General features: G+C 65.0%; 17 protein-coding genes and 1 pseudogene. 8 read left to right on the top strand and 10 right to left on the bottom strand.

What is annotated here, in order from left to right:
* Positions 1-161: 161 nt before the first annotated feature.
* Positions 162-2003: a translational GTPase TypA gene (typA, locus tag U1872_RS07765; protein ID WP_332792311.1), complete on the top strand. Its 1842-nt coding sequence runs from the start codon at positions 162-164 to the stop codon at positions 2001-2003.
* Positions 2004-2091: 88 nt separating this feature from the next.
* Positions 2092-2625 carry a TlpA family protein disulfide reductase gene (locus U1872_RS07760; protein WP_332792310.1) on the top strand — a complete coding sequence of 178 codons (534 nt, stop codon included), beginning with the start codon at positions 2092-2094 and terminating at the stop codon, positions 2623-2625.
* On the opposite strand, the gene U1872_RS07755 is transcribed toward U1872_RS07760, so the two are convergent.
* Positions 2597-4480 carry an energy transducer TonB gene (locus tag U1872_RS07755; RefSeq protein ID WP_332792309.1) on the bottom strand — a complete coding sequence of 628 codons (1884 nt, stop codon included), beginning with the start codon at positions 4478-4480 and terminating at the stop codon, positions 2597-2599. The two genes, U1872_RS07760 and U1872_RS07755, sit on opposite strands and share 29 nt — an antisense overlap.
* A gap of 262 nt (positions 4481-4742) precedes the next feature.
* Between U1872_RS07755 and U1872_RS07750 the strand changes: the two genes are divergently transcribed.
* A complete protein-coding gene (locus U1872_RS07750; protein WP_332792308.1) occupies positions 4743-5042 on the top strand; it encodes a hypothetical protein in 300 nt (99 codons plus the stop codon).
* Positions 5011-5166, top strand: a pseudogene (locus U1872_RS22855) (hypothetical protein); the annotation flags it as partial. The gene U1872_RS07750 and the pseudogene U1872_RS22855, both read left to right, overlap by 32 nt.
* A 111-nt stretch (positions 5167-5277) precedes the next feature.
* Here U1872_RS22855 and U1872_RS07745 read toward each other — a convergent pair.
* From U1872_RS07745 to U1872_RS07725, 5 genes are all read right to left on the bottom strand, one after another.
* The gene (locus U1872_RS07745; protein ID WP_332792307.1) at positions 5278-7581 is read right to left on the bottom strand and encodes a TonB-dependent receptor; all 2304 of its coding nucleotides are present in this window, start codon (positions 7579-7581) and stop codon (positions 5278-5280) included.
* Positions 7578-8042: a MarR family winged helix-turn-helix transcriptional regulator gene (locus U1872_RS07740; RefSeq protein WP_332792306.1), complete on the bottom strand. Its 465-nt coding sequence runs from the start codon at positions 8040-8042 to the stop codon at positions 7578-7580. The genes U1872_RS07745 and U1872_RS07740 overlap by 4 nt, the downstream gene beginning before the upstream one ends.
* A 412-nt stretch (positions 8043-8454) precedes the next feature.
* Entirely contained in the window at positions 8455-10989 is a 2535-nt protein-coding gene (locus U1872_RS07735; RefSeq protein WP_332792305.1) for a TonB-dependent receptor, read from the bottom strand.
* A gap of 141 nt (positions 10990-11130) precedes the next feature.
* A complete protein-coding gene (locus U1872_RS07730; protein ID WP_332792304.1) occupies positions 11131-11787 on the bottom strand; it encodes a peptidylprolyl isomerase in 657 nt (218 codons plus the stop codon).
* Between the two features lie 23 nt (positions 11788-11810).
* The gene (locus tag U1872_RS07725; protein ID WP_332792303.1) at positions 11811-12218 is read right to left on the bottom strand and encodes an EVE domain-containing protein; all 408 of its coding nucleotides are present in this window, start codon (positions 12216-12218) and stop codon (positions 11811-11813) included.
* Between the two features lie 141 nt (positions 12219-12359).
* On the opposite strand from U1872_RS07725, the gene U1872_RS07720 reads away from it, so the two are divergent.
* Both U1872_RS07720 and U1872_RS07715 read left to right on the top strand, forming a co-directional pair.
* On the top strand, positions 12360-12734 hold the full coding sequence (locus tag U1872_RS07720) for a hypothetical protein (RefSeq protein ID WP_332792302.1): 375 nt from the start codon (positions 12360-12362) through the stop codon (positions 12732-12734).
* A 96-nt stretch (positions 12735-12830) separates the two neighbouring features.
* The gene (locus U1872_RS07715; RefSeq protein ID WP_332792301.1) at positions 12831-13103 is read left to right on the top strand and encodes a DUF3297 family protein; all 273 of its coding nucleotides are present in this window, start codon (positions 12831-12833) and stop codon (positions 13101-13103) included.
* A 184-nt stretch (positions 13104-13287) separates the two neighbouring features.
* On the opposite strand, the gene U1872_RS07710 is transcribed toward U1872_RS07715, so the two are convergent.
* Both U1872_RS07710 and U1872_RS07705 read right to left on the bottom strand, forming a co-directional pair.
* Entirely contained in the window at positions 13288-14088 is an 801-nt protein-coding gene (locus tag U1872_RS07710) for a LytR/AlgR family response regulator transcription factor (protein WP_332792300.1), read from the bottom strand.
* A complete protein-coding gene (locus U1872_RS07705; RefSeq protein WP_332792299.1) occupies positions 14085-15209 on the bottom strand; it encodes a sensor histidine kinase in 1125 nt (374 codons plus the stop codon). Before U1872_RS07705 ends, U1872_RS07710 begins: the two co-directional genes overlap by 4 nt.
* A 201-nt stretch (positions 15210-15410) precedes the next feature.
* On the opposite strand from U1872_RS07705, the gene U1872_RS07700 reads away from it, so the two are divergent.
* A complete protein-coding gene (locus U1872_RS07700) occupies positions 15411-16028 on the top strand; it encodes an HD domain-containing protein (protein WP_332792298.1) in 618 nt (205 codons plus the stop codon).
* A 155-nt stretch (positions 16029-16183) separates the two neighbouring features.
* Here U1872_RS07700 and U1872_RS07695 read toward each other — a convergent pair whose 3' ends face one another.
* The gene (locus U1872_RS07695) at positions 16184-16756 is read right to left on the bottom strand and encodes a DUF3617 domain-containing protein (RefSeq protein WP_332792297.1); all 573 of its coding nucleotides are present in this window, start codon (positions 16754-16756) and stop codon (positions 16184-16186) included.
* 83 nt (positions 16757-16839) lie between these two features.
* On the opposite strand from U1872_RS07695, the gene uvrB reads away from it, so the two are divergent.
* Positions 16840-19038: an excinuclease ABC subunit UvrB gene (uvrB, locus tag U1872_RS07690; protein ID WP_332792296.1), complete on the top strand. Its 2199-nt coding sequence runs from the start codon at positions 16840-16842 to the stop codon at positions 19036-19038.
* Positions 19039-19136: 98 nt separating this feature from the next.
* On the opposite strand, the gene U1872_RS07685 is transcribed toward uvrB, so the two are convergent.
* Positions 19137-21944, bottom strand: a complete 2808-nt coding sequence (locus U1872_RS07685; RefSeq protein WP_332792295.1) for a TonB-dependent receptor — start codon at positions 21942-21944, stop codon at positions 19137-19139.
* Positions 21945-21970 lie beyond the last annotated feature (26 nt).

Raw genomic sequence — 21970 nt, 5'->3', positions numbered from 1 at the left:
CGAGGACACCGCTTCCGCCCCCTCCTTCACGCTGCGCGTGCCACCTCCCGCTGGCGGGGGAGGATTGGCGGCCCTCCCGAAAAACCACCCCCCCTTTCCGCGACGCACCATTTGCGCTAGGGGCCCAACGCAACCATTCCTCACTTCATCGAGCTATATTCATGAGCCTCCGCAATGTGGCCATCATCGCACACGTCGATCATGGTAAAACAACTCTGGTCGATCAGCTGTTCCGCCAGTCCGGCACCTTCCGCGACAACCAGCGCGTCGAAGAGCGTGCGATGGATTCGAACGATCTCGAAAAAGAGCGTGGCATCACCATTCTCGCCAAGCCGACCTCGGTCGACTGGACCCCGCCGGGCGAGTCCGAGAGCATCCGCATCAACATCGTCGACACCCCCGGCCACGCCGATTTCGGCGGCGAGGTCGAGCGCATCCTGAGCATGGTCGACGGCGTCGTCCTGCTGGTCGATTCGTCGGAAGGCGCGATGCCGCAGACCAAGTTCGTCACCGGCAAGGCGCTCGCGCTCGGCCTCAAGCCGATCGTCGTAGTCAACAAGGTCGATCGTAACGACGCGCGCATCCAGGAAGTGCTCGACGAAGTGTTCGACCTGTTCGTGTCGCTCGACGCCAATGACGAGCAGCTCGATTTCCCCGTGCTCTACGCCTCGGGCCGCAACGGCTACGCCTCGACCGACATGGACGCGCGCGAAGGCACGCTGATCCCGATGTTCGAGACGATCGTGAAGCACGTCCCCGCCCCGAAGGTCGAAGTCGCCGGCGTGCCGTTCACCTTCCTCGTCACGCTGCTCGATCGCGATCCGTTCCTCGGCCGCATCCTCACCGGCCGCGTCAACTCGGGCGTGGTCAAGCTCAACCAGCCGATCCACGCGCTCGATAACGACGGCAAGATCGTCGAGACCGGCCGTGCGTCGAAGATCATGTCGTTCCGCGGCCTCGACCGCGTTCCCGTCGACGAAGCCAAGGCCGGTGACATCATCAGCCTCGCCGGCCTGTCGGTGGCAACGGTCGCCGACACGATCGCCGACATCACGGTGAGCGAGCCGCTCCACGCCCAGCCGATCGATCCGCCCACGCTGTCGATGCGCTTTGCCGTCAACGATTCGCCGATGGCGGGCCGCGAGGGCAGCAAGGTGACGAGCCGCATGATCCGCGAGCGCCTGTTCCGCGAGGCCGAGTCGAACGTCGCCGTCAAGGTGACCGAAGCCTCGGACAAGGACAGCTTCGAAGTCGCCGGCCGCGGCGAGCTTCAGCTCGGCGTGCTGATCGAGACGATGCGCCGCGAAGGCTTCGAGCTCGGCATCAGCCGCCCGCGCGTGCTGTTCAGCGAAGACGAGCAGGGCAACAAGACCGAGCCGTACGAGACCGTCATCATCGACGTCGACGAGGAATATTCGGGCACGGTCGTCGAGAAGATGAACCTGCGCAAGGCCGAGATGACCGATATGCGGCCCTCGACCGGCGGCAAGACGCGCATCACCTTCTCTGCCCCCTCGCGCGGCATGATCGGCTATCACGGCGAGTTCCTGTCGGACACGCGCGGCACCGGCATCATGAACCGGCTGTTCGAGAAGTACGGCCCGCACAAGGGCAACATCGAAGGCCGCAAGAACGGCGTGCTGATCTCGAACGGGTCGGGCGAAGCGAATAACTATGCGCTGGGTCCGCTCGAAGAGCGCGGCATCCTGTTCGTCGGCCACGGCGAGGCGCTGTACGAGGGCATGATCGTCGGCGAGAACGCCAAGCCCGACGATCTCGAAGTCAACCCGATGAAGACCAAGGCGCTGACCAACTTCCGCGCGAGCGGCGGCAAGGACGACCAGGTCCGCCTGTCGCCCCCGAAGCGCGCGACGCTCGAGCAGGCGATCGCGTACATCGACGACGACGAAATGGTCGAAGTGACGCCGAAGTCGATCCGGCTGCGCAAGCGCTTCCTCGATGCGAACGAGCGCAAGCGGGCGAGCCGCGCGAAGCTTAGCTGAGGCGACTGCCTTAGGCGAAAGAAAAGAGGCCGGACGCAAAAGCGTCCGGCCTCTTCGTTATGGGGCGTTTGTCGCTAGGGTGTGCCGCATGGCGAAATCCTATGCGATGCTTTCCAGATTATATCGGTCGCGCGCTGCGGCGCTGCTGCTGGCATTCGGCGTCGCGTCGACTGCGTCGGCTTCCGCCGCGCCCGCGCCAGCGCCTGATTTCACGGTACAGCTTCTTGTCGGGGGCGCGGTCACTTCGGACACCCTCAAGGGGAAGGTAATTATTCTCAACTTCTGGGCGAGTTGGTGCGTGCCGTGCAAACGGGAATTGGCCGAGCTCGACGCCAGCTTCGTACGACACGGCTCCAACCGCCTCGCGATATTCGCGATCAACGCCGAGCAGTCGCCCAATCAGCGCGGGCTCGCGCAGCAGGCTGCGCGCATGACGATCCCGGTCGCGACGAGCGTTACCGGTGGCTATCGGCCTCGCAACAATGCGGTGCCGACCTCCTTCGTCATCGACGCCGACGGCAAGCTCGTCCTTACGAAGGCTGGCGCGTGGAAGCCAGGCGAAGTCGATGTACTTATCCAAACGTTGCTTGCGCCTAGCTCGGCATCTTATACGACACATTGACCGTTTGTCCGACACAGCCAAGCACCTGATTGCCAAGCGTAGGCGGCAGATAGCGGAACTGCCCAACGGCTCGTTCGGTCGCCGGGCCGAAAACAAACGGCGGATACGACAGGACCGTGCGGACGTTCTGGACCCTGCCGTCGGCCGCGATGTCAAAGGCCTCGCGCACCGTGCCCTCGAAATGCCAGCGCAATGCCTCCTCGGGAAAGGTCGAACTCGAAATGTCGGCATTGCGCGCGACAGGCCGCACGTCGAGCAGCGAGCATTGTTCTGCGTCGATTCCCGCATCGCTGATACGCTGATCCGCGACGGCCGGCGCTCCCGAGCGTTTGTCGATCAGCGCCAGATGCAGCACTGCCAGACTGCGGATCGGGTCGTCCGCCGGGAGCGTGCTGAGCGGCAGCGCCGCGACCGCTTGCAACGCGGTTTTTGCCGGAGCGAGCGCATAGCTGGCTTCGAGCGCGAGGCCGTATTCGGTTTGTAACCACGCGCGGGCATGCTCGGCACCGGCGACATTGTCGAGCGCGTGCGCCGCCGTCGCCAAGCTGCGCCCGCGTGCTGCCTGGTAGCCGCGGACTCCACGTGCGCTTTGCGGGGCCGCAGCGAGGTAAATCGCATAGGCGCGCACGTCGATCGGGGCGTTCGCGGCGATCAGGACAGCGTTCAGAGTGGCGCCGGCGGCGGCCACCGCGCGATCGCCGTCCGCCTTCCAAAAGGCGGTGAAGGCCGCGGGAACTGGCGCGACACCGGTCGCATGCGGATCGAAAATCCCCTTGGCCAGTTCGGGGTCGTACCCCGATTTCGCCAGCCAATCGCTGGTGGCGGTGCGGAACGAATCGTTCAGGCGGAGGAGGGGCGGACGCGTGACGCACCGCAGTTCGAGCCGAACCGACGCGCGCCAAAAAGGATTGAGCTTGGCGAGCGCATCGGGTTTCCAGCGCCAGGTGTTGACCGCCGCCGCGAACGTCGCGCCGATCTGTCCCGGTCGACTGGCATAGACGGTGTCCGCACCCCTCGCACGGCCATCGTCGCCGATCGCGAAATCGACCACCGCGAAGTCGTTCGGTCCAACGACCGAGTCGCACACGGGCAAATCCTTCTCGGCGGCGGAAAGCCAGCTGCCGTCGGGCAAGTGACCGGCCCCCGAATAGGTAAGATACTGGCGGACGTTTTCCTCGTCGCCGAGTTTGGCGTAGATCAGCGCGGCATTGCCGCGGATCTGCACCTGCGCGATATTGACCTTGGTTGTCGTACGGCCCGTGAGCGTCAGCGCCTTTTCAATATAGCTGGCCGCGAGCTTCGCTTGGCCGCGGTTGAGCTCGGCCATCGCTCGGGTGCTGAGGACATTGGCTTGATCGGTCTTGCTGATCGACGCAAAAACCGGCGCGTTGGTGATGATTGAATCAAGCGTACTTGCTGCGAGGTTCGGGTTTGCGGTCAGCGCTGCGCTCGCCAACCCATAGCGTGGCTCCAGTAAGGCTGCAGGAGAGTCGGTAGCCATGGTCGCAATGGCATTCTGATATTCGGTGATTGCGAGATCATTGTCGGACGCGCCCCGATGCAAGTTTGCCAAGAGCGCATAGGACAGGGCGAGGTCGTCATCCTTGCCGACCTCCCGTTCCTTGAAGCGTGCGATTGCGAGCCTTGCCTCGGTTTCTGCTTCGGCCCGCTGTCCGGAGCGCTGCAAGGCGGCGGCCAGGCGTGCATGGATCACCGGGATCGCCGCTGCGCTCGGCTTCAACGCGGAAAGTGCAGCACGATAGCCTGAGACTGCGGCCGGCCAGTCGCTGCGATCAAAGGCGGCCTGCGCGGCATTGAACAGCACTTGCGGACTCGGGCGCGCGTCGCTCGCCATTGCGCCGCCGTTCGCGAGCGACCCAATCATCGTCGCCATCACGGCTGTAGCGGTAAGTGCCCGTAGGTGCATGAAAGCTCCCCCTTTTGTGCTTGGAAGCGTATCATGACAATCGCAAACTGCGAAGTAAATCGGGGGTCGCGATGACAATGCTGGAGCTCCCCCTCATATCTGGCGCAACAGAACAAACCATAAGTAAACCCTGTCCTACACGCCCCGGAATCTGCCTACCCTCCGCGCACCCACCGCATCCGGAGGCCCCATGCAGAACCGCACCCCCGTCGCGCGCGAGGCGCGACCGGCTCTTCCCGAGTTCACCCCCGTCCCCCGCAAATATCGCCACGACGGTTGGACGCCCGAGCGGCAGAAGGCGTTCATCGCGGCGCTCGCCGATACCGGCAGCGTCTCCCGCGCCGCGGCGATGTGCAACATGGCGCAGGCCAACGCCTACACGCTGCGCCACGCGCCCGGCGCCGAGGCGTTTCGGCGCGCCTGGGATGCGGCGCTCGATTATGGTGTGCAGCGGCTCAAGGACATCGCCTCCGAAGCGCGCGACGCTTGAGCAGGCAATCGCCTATATCGACGACGACGAGATGGTCGAGGTGACGCCGAAGTCGATCCGGCTGCGCAAGCGCTTCCTCGATGCGAACGAGCGCAAGCGGGCGAGCCGCGCGAAGCTTTCGTAAGCACGCCCGAAGCGCAGGGGCGACCGAGGCGGGCGATCCAGCTCGCGGACGCGCCCGCTGCACAGACATCACCGAAGGGCGGGACCGCCCGCCCTTCGGTGAAGCCGCCGTTCAGAATTTGAACGCGGCGCTGATGCCCCATTCGCGTGGTCGGCCGTAGCTCGCCTCGGCCAACCCGAACGCACCCGAGGCATTGCCCGACACCTTGTACAGCGCGTTGGTCAGGTTCGACCCGAACACGGCGAGCGTGATCGCATCGCCGGGCAGGACGTAGCTGAGCCGTGCGTTCAGCAGGCCATAGCCCGGCTCGGTGATGATCGCGGTGTTGGCGACGTCGTTGTAGATCCGGCTGTACATCGAATAATCGACCCGCAGCGCGGCATTGCCGCCCTGGTCGAAATGGTGCGAGAGTTCGAGCCCGGTCGAGACGGTCCATTCCGGCGCCTTGACGAACTGCGTGGCCAGCGTGATCGGAAGGACCTGGGTCGGCCCCAATCCCTGGCCGATCGAGGTGTATTTCGCGTCGAGATACCCGACGGCGGCGTTGAAGCTCAGCCATTTCGCCGGCCGCATGACGGTTTCCAGCTCGAGCCCGTTGATCTCGCCGCCCGCGGCATTGGCGACGAAGTTGGTCGGTGTCTGGTTCACCGTCAGCTGGATGTCCTTGTAGATCGAATGGAAGGCGGCAAGGTTGGCGGTCAACTGCCCGTCGAGCCACTGCGATTTGATCCCGGCTTCGTAGCTCGTCAGCTCCTCGGGCGCATATTGCGTGACCTCGGCGTCGCTCACCAGCGGACGGCCGTTGAAGCCGCCCTGCTTGAACCCCTTCGAATAGGAGGCATAGATCAGCAGGTTGCGGTTCACCTTGAAATCGACGCCGAAGTGCGGGGTGAACTTGCTGAAGGTCGCTTGGCGCGTGACGTTGACGAACTGCACCAGGTCGCGCTGGCGCACGTTGATCGAGGTAAACAGCTTCTTGTCGTTGGTGTAGCGCCCGCCCGCGGTGAGGGTGAGGCGCGGGACGATCTCGAAGTCGATCTGTCCGTAGGCCGCAAGACTGCGGTTGTCGGTGTAGTTGCGAATGAACACCGCCGGGGTGAAGGGCGGCGGCGCGGCCGGGGCCTGCAACCCGATCGCCAGATCGGCGGTCGCGATGTCGGACGCCTTTTCCTTGAAATAGAAGCCGCCGAAGACGTAGCTCAGCCGATCGTCGAACGTCTTGCCGGTCAGCTGCACTTCCTGGCTGAACTGCCACTGCGTATCGCGATTGGTGGTCTGGCGGAAGACGAACGGCGTATTGTCGCCGTCGCGCGTGAAATAGGCCTTCATGTGGCGATAGGCGGTGATCGATTTCAGCGTCGCGCCGCCCATCTGGTAGGCGATGATGCCTTGCGCGCCCCACAGATCGAGATCGTTCGCATTGGGCCCGCCGGCCCAGGTCTCGAACGGGCTGGCGGTGATATAGCTCGGGTTGAGCGTCTTCTGCCCATTGGGCGCGGTGATCCCCTTCGAGGGCGCGACGAAGAGGTTGTAGTTGGTCAGGAAGGGCACGCCGGTGATGCCGGGGGCGTTGCCGACCGCGAGCAGATCCGAGGGTGCCGATGTCTCGCGGGCGCGCGTGTAATCGCCGCCGATGTCGATCGTGAGGCCACTGCCCTCCGGCGCGATCCGCAGCTTTGCGCGCAGCATCTGCGCCGAGCGGTCGCCTTGCGTGTCGCCGTCGAGGAGGCGCCTTACATAGCCGTCGCGGTTGAGGCTGGCGCCGGACAGGCGCAGCGCCGCCGTGCCCGGGACGATCGGAATATTGATCGCGCCCTTCACGTCGATGCGGTCGTAGCTGCCGTAGATCGCTTCGGCCTTCCCGCTGAAGGCATTCAGGTCGGGCTTGGCGGTGTTGATCAGCACCGCGCCGCCGATCGTGTTCTTGCCGAACAGCGTTCCCTGCGGTCCGCGCAGCACCTGAACGCTGTCGATGTCGACCGCATCCATCACCCCGCCGATCGAGCGGGCGTAATACACGTCGTCGACATAGAAACCGACGCCCGGATCGCTGAAGATCGCGAAGTCGTTCTGGCCCACGCCGCGGACGAACACCGTGGCGTTGTAATTGCCACCCGACAGCGCCGCCGCCCCGTCGAAGCGGATGTTGGGCGTGAATTTGGCGATTTCGTCGAGCGTGGCGACATTGCGCTGCGCCAGGGCATCGCCGCTGAACGCGGTCACGGCGACCGGCACGTCCTGCAGCCGTTCCGCGGTGCGGCGGGCGGTGACGACGATGTCGTTGGCGGTCTGATCCTGCGCAGCCGTCTCGGCTGGAACGGGGGCAGGGGCGGGCGCCTGATCTTGCGCCCAGGCCGTGCCCGTGGCGAGGGTCATCAGGCCCGCGCCGCTCAGCAGCTTGCTCCACACCTTCATTTGACTCTCCTCAATATTGCCCTGGTAGTCGACGATGCGGACCGTGCGGCCGTGCTGTGCGAAGCCCGGACTTTGACGAGCAGCCGGAACAGTTCGGCGCTTTCGTCGGGTGTCAGGGCTGCGAAGAAATTGGTGTTGTGCTGGTCGATCAGCTCGACCACCTCGTCATGGAGGCGTCGGCCCTGGTCGGTCAGGTGAAGCGCGTTGCTCCGGCGATCGCGTCCGGGCCGCCGCTCGACGGCCCCGAGCGCGACGAGGCCGTTGACCGCGGCCATCGTGCTCGCGGCGTTGATGCCGAGCACACGACCGAGCGCGGCCTGATCGGATCCGGGGTTCAAATGAATGAAGGACAGCGCGGTCGCCCTGCCGGGCGCGACGCCGAGTTTGGCGAGCTCTTCGCTCAGCGCTTCCATCGAGATCAGATCGACGCGGCGAAGCTGATACCCGATCTGCGACACCATCGCGCCAACGGCGCGTTCCTCACCCTTCATGCCGCCATCCCCCCCTCATCGGCGCTTGGGGTCTTTGCCCCTTATCGTTCCGACAATATCATATGGCAGGCGTACTATCTACCGATAATAGCTGTATGGTATTGCATTTTCTCCGGGGGCGAAGTTTGCCGTGTTCGAAGGGTGCGGGCGGGCAGGTGCCGCAGATCGTTGATCGGGAGCTACCGTTGCCTGCTGGGCAGGGTGGTCCGCAAACGGCGTGGGGCGGTGTTAGCGCCGCTCGGGGCGAAGGGCGGCGCCCGATTGGCTTGGGCGCCGCGCCTGGGCCCCGGCCTTCGCCGGGGAAGCGCTTGGCGGGGGCGTTTGGGGGGAAGCGTTCGTGGAGAAGGGGCGGGCGGTGGTGGGCCGCCCGCCCGCCCGGCCCTCAATAGGCGGCCGACACCGTCAGGAACCACTGGCGCGGTGCGATCGGGTAGGCCGAATAGCTGTTGGTGGCAGAGCCGATCGACAGCGTCGAGACGCCCGTGCGGTCGGTGAGGTTGGTCACGTTGAGCGAGACCTCGACCTTGCGCAGCGGCAGCGTGCCGTCGGGAACGCGCGCCGCGAGCCGCAGCGAGGTCAGGAAGTAGGAGGCGACGCTCGCATCGTTGCTGAAGGTGGCGAAGCGGCGGCCGACATAATCGCCGATCAGCTGCGCCTCGAACGGGCCGACCGCCAGCGTGGCGACGGTCTTGTTCATCCACTTCGGTGTGCCCGGCAGCTGCTTGCCGCAGGTCGGCACGACGCCGTTGGTGACGAGATAGCCGCCGATGCAGCTGTTCGTCGCGCCGCCGATGCCGGTCGCGGTCGAGGTGTAGTCGCTCTGATATTTCGACAGATTGTACGACGCCGCATTGTAGAGCGAGAAGGCACGGCCGAGGTGGAGCGTGAAGGCCGCGTCGACGCCGTCGGTCTTGACCGAGCCGACGTTGACCAGGATCGACGTGCCGCCGGTGATCGCACCGCCGGCGATGCCGCCGGGGTTGGTCGAGATGGCGAGCAGGCGGTTGTTGAACACGACGTGGTAGTAATTGACCTGCGCCTCGAGCCGGATGTCGCCGGCAAAGCTGCGTTTGGTGCGCAGGCCGCCTTCATAGGTCCAGCTGCTCTCGGGCTTGCCCTGCGCCGCGAACGCGTCGAACGCCGCCTGGCTGCCGGTGAACCACGGGCCGCCACCGCCCGCGAGATAGGCGGAATATTGCCGCAGATTCTTCTGGGCGTTGAAATAGACCTGTTCGTGGCCGTTGAAGTCGTAGGTCGCGCCGGCGGCGGGCAGGAACCAGCGCAGCGTGTTGATCTTGCCCTCGGGCAGGCCGCCGGTCAGCCCCGACAGCGAGCCGAGCCTGGGCTGCACCGGGAAGCGCCCGTCGGCCCATTGCGCGCTGGTCTTGAAGCCGGCCTGGAGCACCAGCCGGTCGAGCGCCTGCCACGTGTCCTGGACGTGGAGCTGGAGCGTGTTGATCCGCGCCTCGCCCTGATATTGCGTGAACAGCGGCGCGGCCGCCTCGAGCGGGCGGATGTAGGGCGTGCTCGACGCCGGATTGGCGACGTCGACGCCGTACCAGCGGCGCCACTGCGTCGTGCTGTTATGCTCGAACCAGCCGCCGAGTTCGATCTTGTGCGCGCCCGCGTCGATCGCGAGCGCCGAGATGACGCCCTCGCGGTCGATGCGATATTCGGTGGTGCGCGTGATCAGCCCCGATCCGCCGGTCGCCGCGACCAGCGCCGCGCCCGACGCGCTCGCCTGCGCGGCGGTCAGCGCGGTGCAGGCGGCAGGCTTGATGCCGTTGGCGTTGCTGGCGAAGCGGCAATTGCTCGGCAGCGTCGCATAGGCCGGGTCGAGATAGGCCTGGGCGGTGGTGATCGACTGGCCGAGCGGCCCGGCGACGACGCCGGCGCCGTCATTGTGGTGGAAATAGCCGGTGGTCGACCAGGTGACGTGCTGCGACAGATGCGCGTCGTAGCGGGCATAACCGAGATAATCGGTGCGCTGCGCGTCCGAATAGTAATTGCGATAGTTGCCGCCCTCGGCGCTCGGGCTGTTGCCGAGCGGGCTGAGGTAGCTGCTGCGGTAGGTGGTGAAGTCGGGATAGAAGAACGGCTTGGTGTAGGGCGTGTAGAGCTGCACCGCGGTCGCCGTGCCGCCGGCCGAGGGCTTGAAGAAGGTCGTCGCGTCCTCGTTCGGCTGGGTGAAGTCGTTATAGTCGAAATAGACGGTCAGTTTGCCGACGCTGTCGTCGTGGACGAACTTGGCATTGGCCTGGTAGCCGCCCTGGACGCCGTTGAAATCCCACGCGCGGGCATGCTGGCGCGCGGCGGAGATGTAGGCGCTGTTGTTGCCGCCGAAGGTGCCTGTGTCGATCCGCACGAAGCTGCGCGACGTGTCGTAGCTGCCGACGGTCTGCGTCGCCTGGATGCCAAATTTTGCGAGCGGGTTGGACGAGAAGGTCTCGACCGTCCCGCCGAGATTGCTGTTCGAGGCGGTGGCGAGATCGCCCGCGCCAGTCGCCACGACGATCCGCCCGACATTCTCCGAGATCACCGCGCGCTGTGGCGACAGGCCGTTATAGTTGCCGTAGCTCTGGTCGCCCAAGGGCAGGCCGTCCATCGTGTAGCCGAGCTGGTTGCCGGCAAAACCGTGGATGAAGATCTGCGCGTTCTGCTCGTTATAGCCCCACGGATCGGCGGTGATGTAGAGCACGCCGGGCAGCGTCTGGATCGCCTTCAGCGGCGAGATACCGGGCAGGATCTTCTGAATCTCGGCCTGTGCGATCGCGGTTGCCGAGCGCGTCGTCTTGGCGGTGACGACGATCGCCGAGGCTTCCTCGGGGGCCGCGACGGCGCTCGTCTGTGCGAAAGCGGGCGTGGTGGCGAGAAGCGCGGCGGCAAGCGCGAACAGGCTCGAAGTGTGTCGGATCATTGAGGGCCCCCCAGGTAATGGCACTGTTGCAATGCAGCAGGCCGTCCCTCTGGGCGCCAAGCATGACGCTCGCGCGACGCTTTTGTTGCGCGGGCGTGACGTTCGTGAAATTAGAGTAGGAGGCGGATAGCCACGCGATCCTCAGCGCTTCACCCCCCTCAACATCAACCACACCTTCATCCCGCCGGTCGGCTTGGCAACACCGTCGAGCCGCTCTGCGCGCAGGATCGTCACCGGCTTGGCCATCATCTGCCCCTTGAACGCGCCGTCGCCGCCGGGCAGCGTCGGCCGCGCGAGCATCTGCTTGACTACGTTCATCCCGATGATCACCCGCCCGAACGCGGCATAGCCGACGAAACCCGGCCGCGCATCGAGCGATGGATTGGCGCCGACCATGATCGAGAAATTGCCTGACCCCGAATCGCTGCGCTCGTAGCGGGCCAGCGACAGCGTGCCGTCGAGATGCTTGAGCCCGGTCTTGCTGGTCGGCTCGAGCGGGACGACGCCGAGCATGCGGTGCGAATCGGTGCCGATCCCGCCTTGCACGAAGCCGGTGGTGGGCGCGGTCTTGCGTCGCGTCGCACGGTAGAAGCTGGTGCCCTCGAAGCGGCCGTCGTCGACATAAGCGAGGAAATTGGCGACCGTGCCCGGCGCATGTCTGTAGTCGAGCGCGACGACGATCGGCCCGGCGGCGGTGACGAAGCGAACGCGCACGATCGGCGGCTCGGGCGCCGCTTTGGGGGCGGGGGGTGCCGCATTGCCCGCCGCGACGCAGGTGAGCGCCAATGCGCCTGCCATCACCGTCGCCCTCCATCCTCGCATCAATCCGTACCTTCACTCATCGCGAGCACCGTCGCCCACTCGTCGTCGCGCACCGGCGATACAGACAGGCGCGACTGGCGCAACAGCGCCATGCCGGCCAGCGCCGGAGCGGCCTTCATCTGCGCCAGGGTGACGGGGCGGGGGAGGGGCGCGCGCGGCGCGATCGCGACCGAGACCCAGCGCGGGTCGTCGCCGTCCTGCTGCGCGGCACGCACGATCTCGACCGTGCCGACGATCTCCCTGGGCTTGCCGCTATGGTAGAAGAAGGCATGATCGCCGGGCCGCATCGCCTTGAGGTGGAGCGCGGCCGCCGCGTTGCGCACGCCGGTCCATTCGGTCGTGCCCTCGGCGCGGAGGTCGTCCCAGCCATAGCTGTCATGTTCGGATTTCAGCAGCCAGTGGGCCATCGATTTCTCCTTGGTGAACGCTTGCTAAACGCGCCATTCCGGGGCCGTTCAGGGCGAATCGGATACGGCTTGCAACAAGCTAGCCCGCTGGTGCGTTATTTGGCGATGCACGGGGAAGGCTTTGGAATGAGGAGATACGAGATGAACAGCCTGATGAAGAAGATCGGTCTCGGCCTTGCCCTCGGCGCCACCGCCCTGACCGCAGCCGCGCCCGCCGAAGCACAGCGGTGGGGCGGGTATCGCGGCCATGGCTATTATCGCGGCGGTGGTGGCGCGGGGACGGCAGTGGTCGCCGGGATCGCCGGCTTGGCGGTCGGCGCGGCGCTCGCCTCGAACCGCGACCGGGGTTATTATCGCGATCCCTATTATCGCGGCTATTACAATGACGGCTACTACCGCGATCGCGGCTATTACCGGGGCTATTATGCCGAGCCCTATTACGAGCCGCGCTGCTTCATCGAGCGCCGCTGGGACAGCTATTACGATCGTCCGGTCAACGTCCGCGTCTGCCGCTAAGCCGGCGACTGTGTGACGGGAAGCGGCGCGGGACTTCGGTTCCGCGCCGTTTTCGTGTCTGGCGTGGAGGCGCATTTTGCGTCATGAGCCCGGGCCATGACCGATACAGATCAGACCCCAGACCGCCTGTCCTCCAACCCGCGCAGCCCGCATTATGACGAGGCTGCGCTCGCGCGCGGGATCGGCATCCGCTTCAAGGGCCAGCAGCGCCACGACGTCGAGGAATATAGCCGCTCCGAAGGCTGGATCCGCGTCGCGCTCGGCAAGAAGGTGGATCGGCATGGGCAGCCGTTGACGCTCAAGCTGTCGGGCGAGGTCGAGGCGTGGTTCGAGCGGCCGGCCGATAGCGCGGATACGGCTGAGGGTTGAGCGGGCGCTAAAAGCCCCGCCCCTTCAGGAGCGCCAGGTTAACCGCGCCCCGCGCGGTTCAGGTCAGGCCGGGGGCCTGACCGACCTGGCGCTGGGTTGGGGTGGGGAAGTGACTGCGGCCGTTGGTCTCGGTGAGACCCGCCCCACCCCCAACCCCTCCCCTAAAGGGGAGGGGAGTAGTAAATCAGTGAACGAACCGCGCGACCACGTCGCGATAGCTGCGCGACACCTTCACCTGCGCGTTCGACTGCAGCACCAGGAAGCACTCGCCATTGGTGTGCGGCTTCACTTCCTTGACCAGGTCGAGATTGACGATCGTCGAGCGATGCACGCGCTGGAAACGGCGCGGATCGAGGCGCTTTTCGAGATCCTTCATCGTCTCGCGCAGGATCAGCGTGTTGTCGCCGGTGTAGATGCACATGTAGTCGCCGGCGGCATCGATCCGCTCGATCGTGTCGACGTCGACGCGGAAGATCTGCCCGCGATCCTTGATGTTGATGAGCTTCTCGAAACGGTTGGCCGACACCTGGTCGCCCGCCTCGTGCAGGTTCTCGACCGAATCGGGCGCGATCTCGGCGATCACTTCCTTCAACCGGTCGACTTCCTCGACGCCGCGCTTCTCGGCGAGGCGCTGGCGCACGCGATCGAGCGTATCGGCGAGGCGCGATTCCTCGACCGGCTTCATCAGATAATCGACCGCGTCGGTCTCGAACGCCTTCAGCGCGTGGTCGGAATATGCGGTCACGAAGACGAACAAGGGGGGCTCGACCTCCATCAGCCCCTGGACGACCGAGAAGCCGTCGAACCCCGGCATCTGGATGTCGAGGAAGACCAGGTCGGGCTTGTGCGTCTTGATCGCGCGGATCGCCTCGCGACCGTTCATGCAGGTATCGACGATTTCGACGTCTTCATGGGCTGCGAGCCGGAGCGCGAGGCCCTGGGTAGCGAGTTTTTCGTCGTCGACGAGGATGGTGCGGATCGTCATGCAAACTCTTTCTTCGGTTCCTCGAGCTGGAACGGGATTTCAATCTCGACCCCGAAACCGCCCCCCGGGATCGATCGCGTCTCGAATCTGTGGTCCGGCCCGTAAGCCTGGGCCAGTCTCTCTCTAATATTGGCAAGGCCAACCCCGGTTGAAAGAGTCTGGCTTGGAGAAACGCTCTGCCGCGCCTTCGTTTCATTCAAGCCGGGGCCGGTGTCGGATACGACGATCTGCACCCGATCCCCGGTGAGCCGCGCGGTGACGGCGATTTCGGCGCCATCTTCCTGGGGGGTCACCGCGTATTTGATCGCGTTTTCGACGAGCGGCTGGAGCAGCAGCGAGGGCAGCCGCGCCTTGGCGACGCGCGGGTCGACGTCGAAGGTCGGGCGCAGCCGCTCTTCGAAGCGCATCTTCTCGATCTCGAGATAGAGTTTCAGCGTCTCGAACTCCTGCTGCACGGTGACGTGCGCGGTCGGTTCGTTGGCGAGCGTGTAGCGCAGGAACGACGACAGCCGCCCGAGCATCGCATTGGCGCGCTCGGTTTCCTTGAGCAGCACCAGCGTCGAGATCGAGTTGAGCGTGTTGAACAGGAAATGCGGGTTGAGCTGATAGCGCAGCATCGCCAGCTGCGCCGACGAGGCGGTGTTCTCGAGCGTGGCGAGCTGGTCGATCTGATCCTCGACGATCAGGTAGAAATTGATCCCGAAATAGAGCGCGGTCCACCCCGCCAGCACGGTGAAGTTGAGGAAGATCGTGCCGAGCACCAGGCTGACGTTGAGCCCCGGGCTCTGCAGCTTGATGAACGAGAAGGAGAAGGCGTCGAGCACCGCATAGAGCAGCGTCGCGGCGGCAAGCGTGATGATCGTCAGGATCGCCATCGCGAAGCGCGGCTGGCGCCGGTAATAATGGTACACCGTCGCGAGCAGCAGCGTGATGCTGTAGCCGACGATCGATTCGATCACGACCGGCACGACCACCGACACATCGGCGGCGTTCGACACGCTCGAGACGCCGCGCAGGATGAGATAGCCGGTCCACCCGGCCGCCTGCAGCGTCCAGAACGCCCGGCTCTTGTCCTCGAAAAAGGGCCGCGAGAAGATCGCGGGTCTGGTGAAGAGCGGCATGCGGGGGGTCTTAGCCCGGCTGGGCGCGATGCGCAAAGTGGGGTATCAAAGCGGCGCGCAACGACGCGGACCTCCCCTCCCTGGAAGGGAGGGGCTGGGGGTGGGTTGGTCTAAGGCGGGCGTCCCGCTCTCCTACGGGCCGACCCCACCCCCGACCCCTCCCTTTCAGGGAGGGGAGGAAGAGATAGGAGAGAGAGCATCATGAACGATCAGCCCGACCGCGCGCAGTTCACCGCGATGGAGCATGGCACGCAAGGCGACTGGAGCCTGATCGCCGGGCATTTCGGCCAGTTCGCCAAGACGCTGCCCAAGCGTGTGCTGACGCATCTGCGGCTGCTCGACGGTGATTATGGCGGCTTCCCGGTCGACCGGCTCGAACATTCGCTGCAGACCGCGACGCGCGCCCACCAGGACGGGCGCGACGAGGCCTATGTCGTGACGGCGCTGCTCCACGACATCGGCGACACGCTCGGCACCTACAACCATCCCGAGATCGCCGCGGCGATGCTGCGGCCGTTCGTGTCGGAGGAACTGCACTGGATCGCCAATACGCATGGCGTGTTCCAGGGCTATTATTTCTTCCACTACATCGGCGGCGATCGCGACATGCGCGAGGCGTATCGCGGGCACCCGCATTTCGAGGCGTGCGCCGAATTCTGCGAGAAATACGATCAGGCGGCGTTCGACCCGGCCTATGACAGCGCGCCGCTGAGCTTCTTCGAGCCAATGGTCGAACGCGTGTTCGCGCGACCGATCAATTCGATCTACGCCAAGGCTGCGGCCGAGGCGGGGGCTGAAGTTGGGGCCCCCACGCGCTAGCCGATACTTTAGCGGCGAAATGGTCGCTCTAACCCGTTCGGGCTGAGCTTGTCGAAGCCCTGCCCTCAACACGCGGGCCGGCGGTATGCTGACAGGTGCCCTTCGACAGGCTCAGGGCGAACGGGGGCTGCAGCGCGAGCCAGCCCCCCCAAAGCTTACGGCTTCGCAGGCACCGGGACCGGTGCCACGCCGGCGGCGGGCGCCTCGGGCGGGGTGACGTCGCCGGGCTTGCACTCGCCGCTGCGCGACGACTTGATGCGCATCTGCATCGTGCCTTCCTTGGTGCCGTTGGCGGCAAAGCCCTCGGTCTGCATCGTCATGTCCTGCGCGGTCGCGCTGTTGGTGCCGGTTATCGTCATCTTGACGGTGTTGCCGTTGGGCTGCTTGCAGGTCGCCGCGACGTTGATCGTGCCGCCCGACACGTCCTTCTTCTCGAAGGTGCAATTCTGGCCGCGCGACGCCATCTGCTCCATCGCCTTGCCGATATCCTCCTTGGCGGCCGCTTCGGGGGTGAGGCAGACCGACATGCCCGCCATCGAATCGAACATCTTCTGCATCTGGCCCTTGGTCTCGGGCGTCGCGCCGCGACCCTCGAATTTGAGGATCTCGATCTTCTGCGACCAGCTGCCGGCCTGGCGCTTGACCGGGCCCGAGGGCGAGCAGGCTGCCAGCGCGACCGCGCCGAGGACGGGTACGGCGATCAGCGTCGCCACAGTACGAAACGTCATGAAACTTCTCCCCCGGGGGCGCGTGCCGACAGAGTGCCGGCGCGCGTTGTCTGATGACGACTTCCTTCCCATATTGTTCGGCTATGGCAATCCAGATTCGCACCAGTCTCGACGAACCCGAAACCGGGGTCAGCTTCGTTCCGCATCGTCCGGCGCGACCGCCCAAGGCCGAAGGGGGCAAGCGCTTCACGCTCGTCTCGGACTATACCGCGGCAGGCGACCAGCCGACCGCGATCGCCGAGCTCGTCGCGCAGACCCAGGCGGGCGAGCGCGACCAGGTCCTGCTCGGCGTCACCGGCTCGGGCAAGACTTTCACGATGGCCAAAGTGATCGAGGCGGTGCAGCGCCCCGCGCTGATCCTCGCACCGAACAAGATCCTTGCGGCGCAGCTGTACGGCGAGATGAAGTCGTTCTTCCCCGACAATGCGGTCGAATATTTCGTCTCGTATTACGACTATTACCAGCCAGAGGCCTATGTCGCGCGCTCGGACACGTACATCGAGAAGGAAAGCTCGACCAACGAGGCGATCGACCGGATGCGGCATTCCGCCACCCGGTCTTTGCTCGAGCGCGACGACGTGATCATCGTCGCCTCGGTGTCGTGCCTGTACGGTATCGGCTCGGTCGAGACCTATTCGGCAATGATCTTCGACCTCAAGAAGGGGCAGACGGTCGACCAGCGCGAGATCGTGCGCAAGCTCGTCGCGCTCCAATACAAGCGCAACGATGCCGCCTTCCAGCGCGGCAATTTCCGCGTGCGCGGCGACAATCTCGAGCTGTTCCCGTCGCATTATGACGATACCGCGTGGCGGATCTCGTTCTTCGGCGACGAGATTGAGGAGATCGTCGAGTTCGATCCGCTGACCGGCAAGAAGATTGCCAGCCTCAATTCCGTGCGCGTCTATGCCAACAGCCACTATGTGACGCCGGGTCCGACGCTCAAGCAGGCGATGGAGGCGATCAAGTTCGAGCTGTCCGAGCGGCTCAAGGAGCTCGTGCCCGAGGGCAAGCTGCTCGAGGCGCAGCGGCTCGAGCAGCGCACCAATTTCGATCTCGAGATGATCGCGGCGACGGGATCGTGCGCTGGCATCGAGAATTATTCGCGCTTCCTCACCGGCCGGATGCCCGGCGAGCCGCCACCCACGCTGTTCGAATATCTGCCCGAGAATTCACTGCTGTTCGTCGACGAGAGCCATGTCACCGTCGGTCAGATCAACGGCATGTCGCGCGGCGATCACCGCCGCAAGCTAACGCTGGCGGAGTACGGGTTCCGCCTGCCGTCGGCAATCGACAACCGTCCCTTACGCTTCAACGAATGGGACGCGATGCGCCCGCAGACGACTTATGTCTCGGCGACGCCGGGGACGTGGGAGATGGAGCAGACCGGCGGCGTGTTCGCCGAACAGGTGATCCGCCCGACCGGGCTGATCGACCCGCCGATCGAGATCAAGCCGGTCGAGGAGCAGGTCCAGGACCTGATCGTCGAGGCGAAGAAGACCGCCGAGGCGGGCTATCGCACGCTGGTGACGACGCTGACAAAGCGGATGGCCGAGGATCTCACCGAGTTCATGCACGAGGCCGGCTTGCGCGTCCGCTACATGCACAGCGACGTCGAGACGCTCGAGCGCATCGAGCTGATCCGCGACCTGCGGCTCGGCGTATACGACGTGCTGGTCGGCATCAACCTACTGCGCGAGGGGCTCGACATCCCCGAATGCGGGCTGGTCGCGATCCTCGATGCCGACAAGGAGGGCTTCCTGCGCTCCGAGACGTCGCTGATCCAGACGATCGGCCGCGCGGCGCGCAACGTCGACGGGCGTGTGATCCTCTATGCCGATCGCATCACCGGCTCGATGGAGCGGGCGATGAACGAGACCGGGCGGCGCCGCGAGAAGCAGCTCGCCTACAATGCCGAGCATGGCATCACTCCCACGACGATCCGCCGCAATATCGGCGACATCATCCAGGACGTGTCACAGCGCGACCAGGTGACGGTGGAGATCGACGAGGACCGGCCGCACATGGTCGGCCACAATCTGCGCGCCTATATCGAGGATCTCGAAAAGCAGATGCGCACCGCGGCGGCCGACCTGGAATTCGAGACGGCCGGGCGGCTGCGCGACGAGATCCGCCAGCTCGAGCAGGAGGAGCTCGGCCTGCCGGTCGACCAGCAGAAGCTGCCGCAGATGGGCCGCTCGAACGAGGGCAAGCCGGGCACGCGCAAGACGCGCTACGGCAAGAGCCAGAAGATCCGCATGGGTGGAGCACGCAAGGGCCGGTAGCCGGGTGGGCTGCGGTCGTGCCGAGTGGTACGCCCGAACCAAAAAAAGGCCGCCGTCCGGGTTCGGACGGCGGCCTTTTTCCTGCAGCCTAGTTCAGATCAGAAGGCGACGTTGAGCGTTCCGATGAACGCGCGCGGGCTGCCGATCTGAACGAACGGCACGGCGTAGGCCGTGGTCGTTCCGCCCGAGAAACCACCAACATAATATTGGTTGAACAGGTTCTGGACGTTGAACTGGAAGTAGGTCTTGTCGTTCAGGCCAGCCCAACCCATCGAGACGCGAAGGTCGATATCGACCTGCGTATAGGCTGCGGCCTTGGCCGGAGCGACCTGATACTGGAAACCGCGGGTACCGTTGAAGGTCGCCGTGGTGTTCGCAGCGGTCGGGCAGATCTGGTTCACCAGTGCGGCGGTGCACTGGAGGTTGGCGAAGTTCTGATCGTTGACGTAGCGGGGACCGGTGCGCTTCGCCTGAACGCCCAGCGTGATCGGGCCGAAGTCGCCCTGAACACGGCCGCCGAAGGTGTAGACGGGCGAACCCGACTCACGCTTGCCGGCGGTGAGCGCGAAGATCTGCTGACCGATCGTCGAACAATTCACCGTCGTTGTGGTCGTGCAGGTGCCGAGGACCACGTTGTTCTTGATCTCCGACTTCAGATACGAGCCGTAAGCGTACAGCGTGATCTCGCGGATCGGACGATAGGTCACGCTGCCGTCGACGCCATACTTATCGACGCGGCCGAGGTTGCGGTAGAAGGTCGACTGCGTGTCGGGATCGAACGAGCTCGCCAGACGGTTGGTGAAGCGCGTGTACCACGGCCCAACTTGGGCCTGCAGTCGGCTTGACGTGTAGCGCAGGCCTGCGTCGAAATTGTCGGTCGTCTCCGGCACAGGGTTCGCCTGCGGGGCATTCTGCGGGAAGTAGAAGGCGTTGTAGAGGTTGTCGGTCCCGGGGACCTGGATACCCTTCGAATAGTTGGCATACATCGAGAAAGCCGTGTCGAACTTGTAGGTAAAGCCCGCGCTCGGCAGCACGCGGTTATACTTGTACACCCGGTTCTGCGGCGCGGCGAAGCCCGTCACGACTGCGGCGGTCGTGCCCGTCGCTGGGGTATAGCTGTATGGATTATAGCCCGCGATCGCACCCTGCAGCGCTGCATCGCGACCGAAGCATTCGACGAACCCGGACGCGTTGCTGGAGAAGCAGTAGTTGGTCAGGTCGCGCGTGAAGAACTTGGCGGTGACACCAAGATCGACGACGAGCTTCTTGTCGAAGAATTCGCCGCGATATTCGGCCGAACCCTGCTGCAGCGTCGCGTATGACAGACGATCACGCTTCTGGAGCGCCTGGCCGTTGCTGCCCACGATCGGGTTATTGACCGGGAACACGTCGTACGGCGTGCCGTTCACCTGGAGGGCGCCGATTTCGCCGGTCTGGCGATGGCGACCGCGATCGAGCGTGTAGCCGACGCGGACGGTGTGGTTGTCGCTCAAGTCGTAGCGCAGCGATGCGATGACGCCGTAGCGACGCGTCTGCGTCTGGCTGGGGGCCAGGACGTTGACGGTGTCGAGCAGGTCGCCGTCGCCGTTCAGATCCTTGCCGACATACGGGTTGCCCGCGAAATAGCCGACTTGGCAGTTGTTGGTCGCCGAGCTGGCTGCGGTGATGCAGGCTGCAGGCGTGGCGACACCGCCAGCCGGGTTGATGTCGCGCAGGCCTTCACGTGCCGTGACCGTGCCGCCGCCGTTCGCCTTGGTGTACTGGAAGCTCGGATCGACCGTCAGGACGAGGCCGGGTGCCAGCGTGAAGCGCGAATTAATGCGGATGCTGCCGGTGTTCGACGGGTTGTAGCGCTCATCGAACGAGGTGCCGCAGCCCGAGCCGTTGTTCGATGCGCCCGGCGCGACGACGTTGGCAGGCGCGTCGGCGACGCCTGCCGTGCCGGCGCCGATCTGGCAGCGCGCAACCGAATAGGGCAGCTCATCGCGGCTACCCGGGAAGCGATTGAGCGTGCCGGTGCCGGGCGTACGGAGCGCGCCGGTCACGAGCTGCGGGTTGAGCGGTGTCGCACCACCGGTCGTCGTGTTCTGCGTCAGAACGTTGGTGTCATAGCGCAGCGGGGCCGAGCCAAAGAAGTTGTTGCGGTTCTCGTTGTAATTACCCGAAACAGAGATGAAGTCGCCATTGCTGCCGATCGGCTGGTAGATCTTGGCGTTGTACTGCTGCTTCTTGATCTTGCCGAAATTGTTGAACACGACGTCGTTCACGGCTTGGCTGGCGGAAAACCAAGCCTTGGTGCCGAACGGCGTGAACACGCCGGTGTCGACCTTACCGAAGATGCGGAAGAAGCCATAGTCGCCGGCCGAGCCCTCGAGCCGCGCGCCGAAGGCGTCAGTCGGGTTGACGGTGCGATAGTTGACGGTCGAGCCGGTCGCCGAAGCCGACGGGCTGTCGACGTCGCCCGACCCGTAGTTGACGTTGACCTGCTCGATCAGCTCGGGGTCGAGCTGCTGGTTCGAATAGAGCGCGTAGTTGCCGGTGTCGTTGAGCGGGATGCCATCGAAGGTCAGCGAGATGCGCGACGCGTCGAAACCACGAATGGTGAGCGTGCCGCCGGCCGAACCGAACGGATCGTTATTCTGGAAGCTGACGCCGGGAAGGCTGTTGATCGTATCGAGAATCGAGTTGCCGGGGGTCTGCTTGGCGATGAACTCCTGCGTCAGAACGCCCTTTGCCTTGGTCGTGTCCGGCGACTGGATGCCTTCGATCCCTTTGCTCGCCCGAGCGGTCACAACGATGTCGGCAGCGCCTTCGTTGAAATCGACCGAACCCGTCGACTGCGCGTATGCCGCGCCCGGCACTAGGAGCGCGGCAAAGGCCACGCTCGTGAACAGCTTCATCTTCATGATACTTCCCCTGAGGATCTCGTGAC

Source organism: Parasphingomonas frigoris, from assembly GCF_036663815.1.
Taxonomy (GTDB): domain Bacteria; phylum Pseudomonadota; class Alphaproteobacteria; order Sphingomonadales; family Sphingomonadaceae; genus Sphingomonas.
This window is presented reverse-complemented; position numbering and strand designations above follow the sequence as displayed.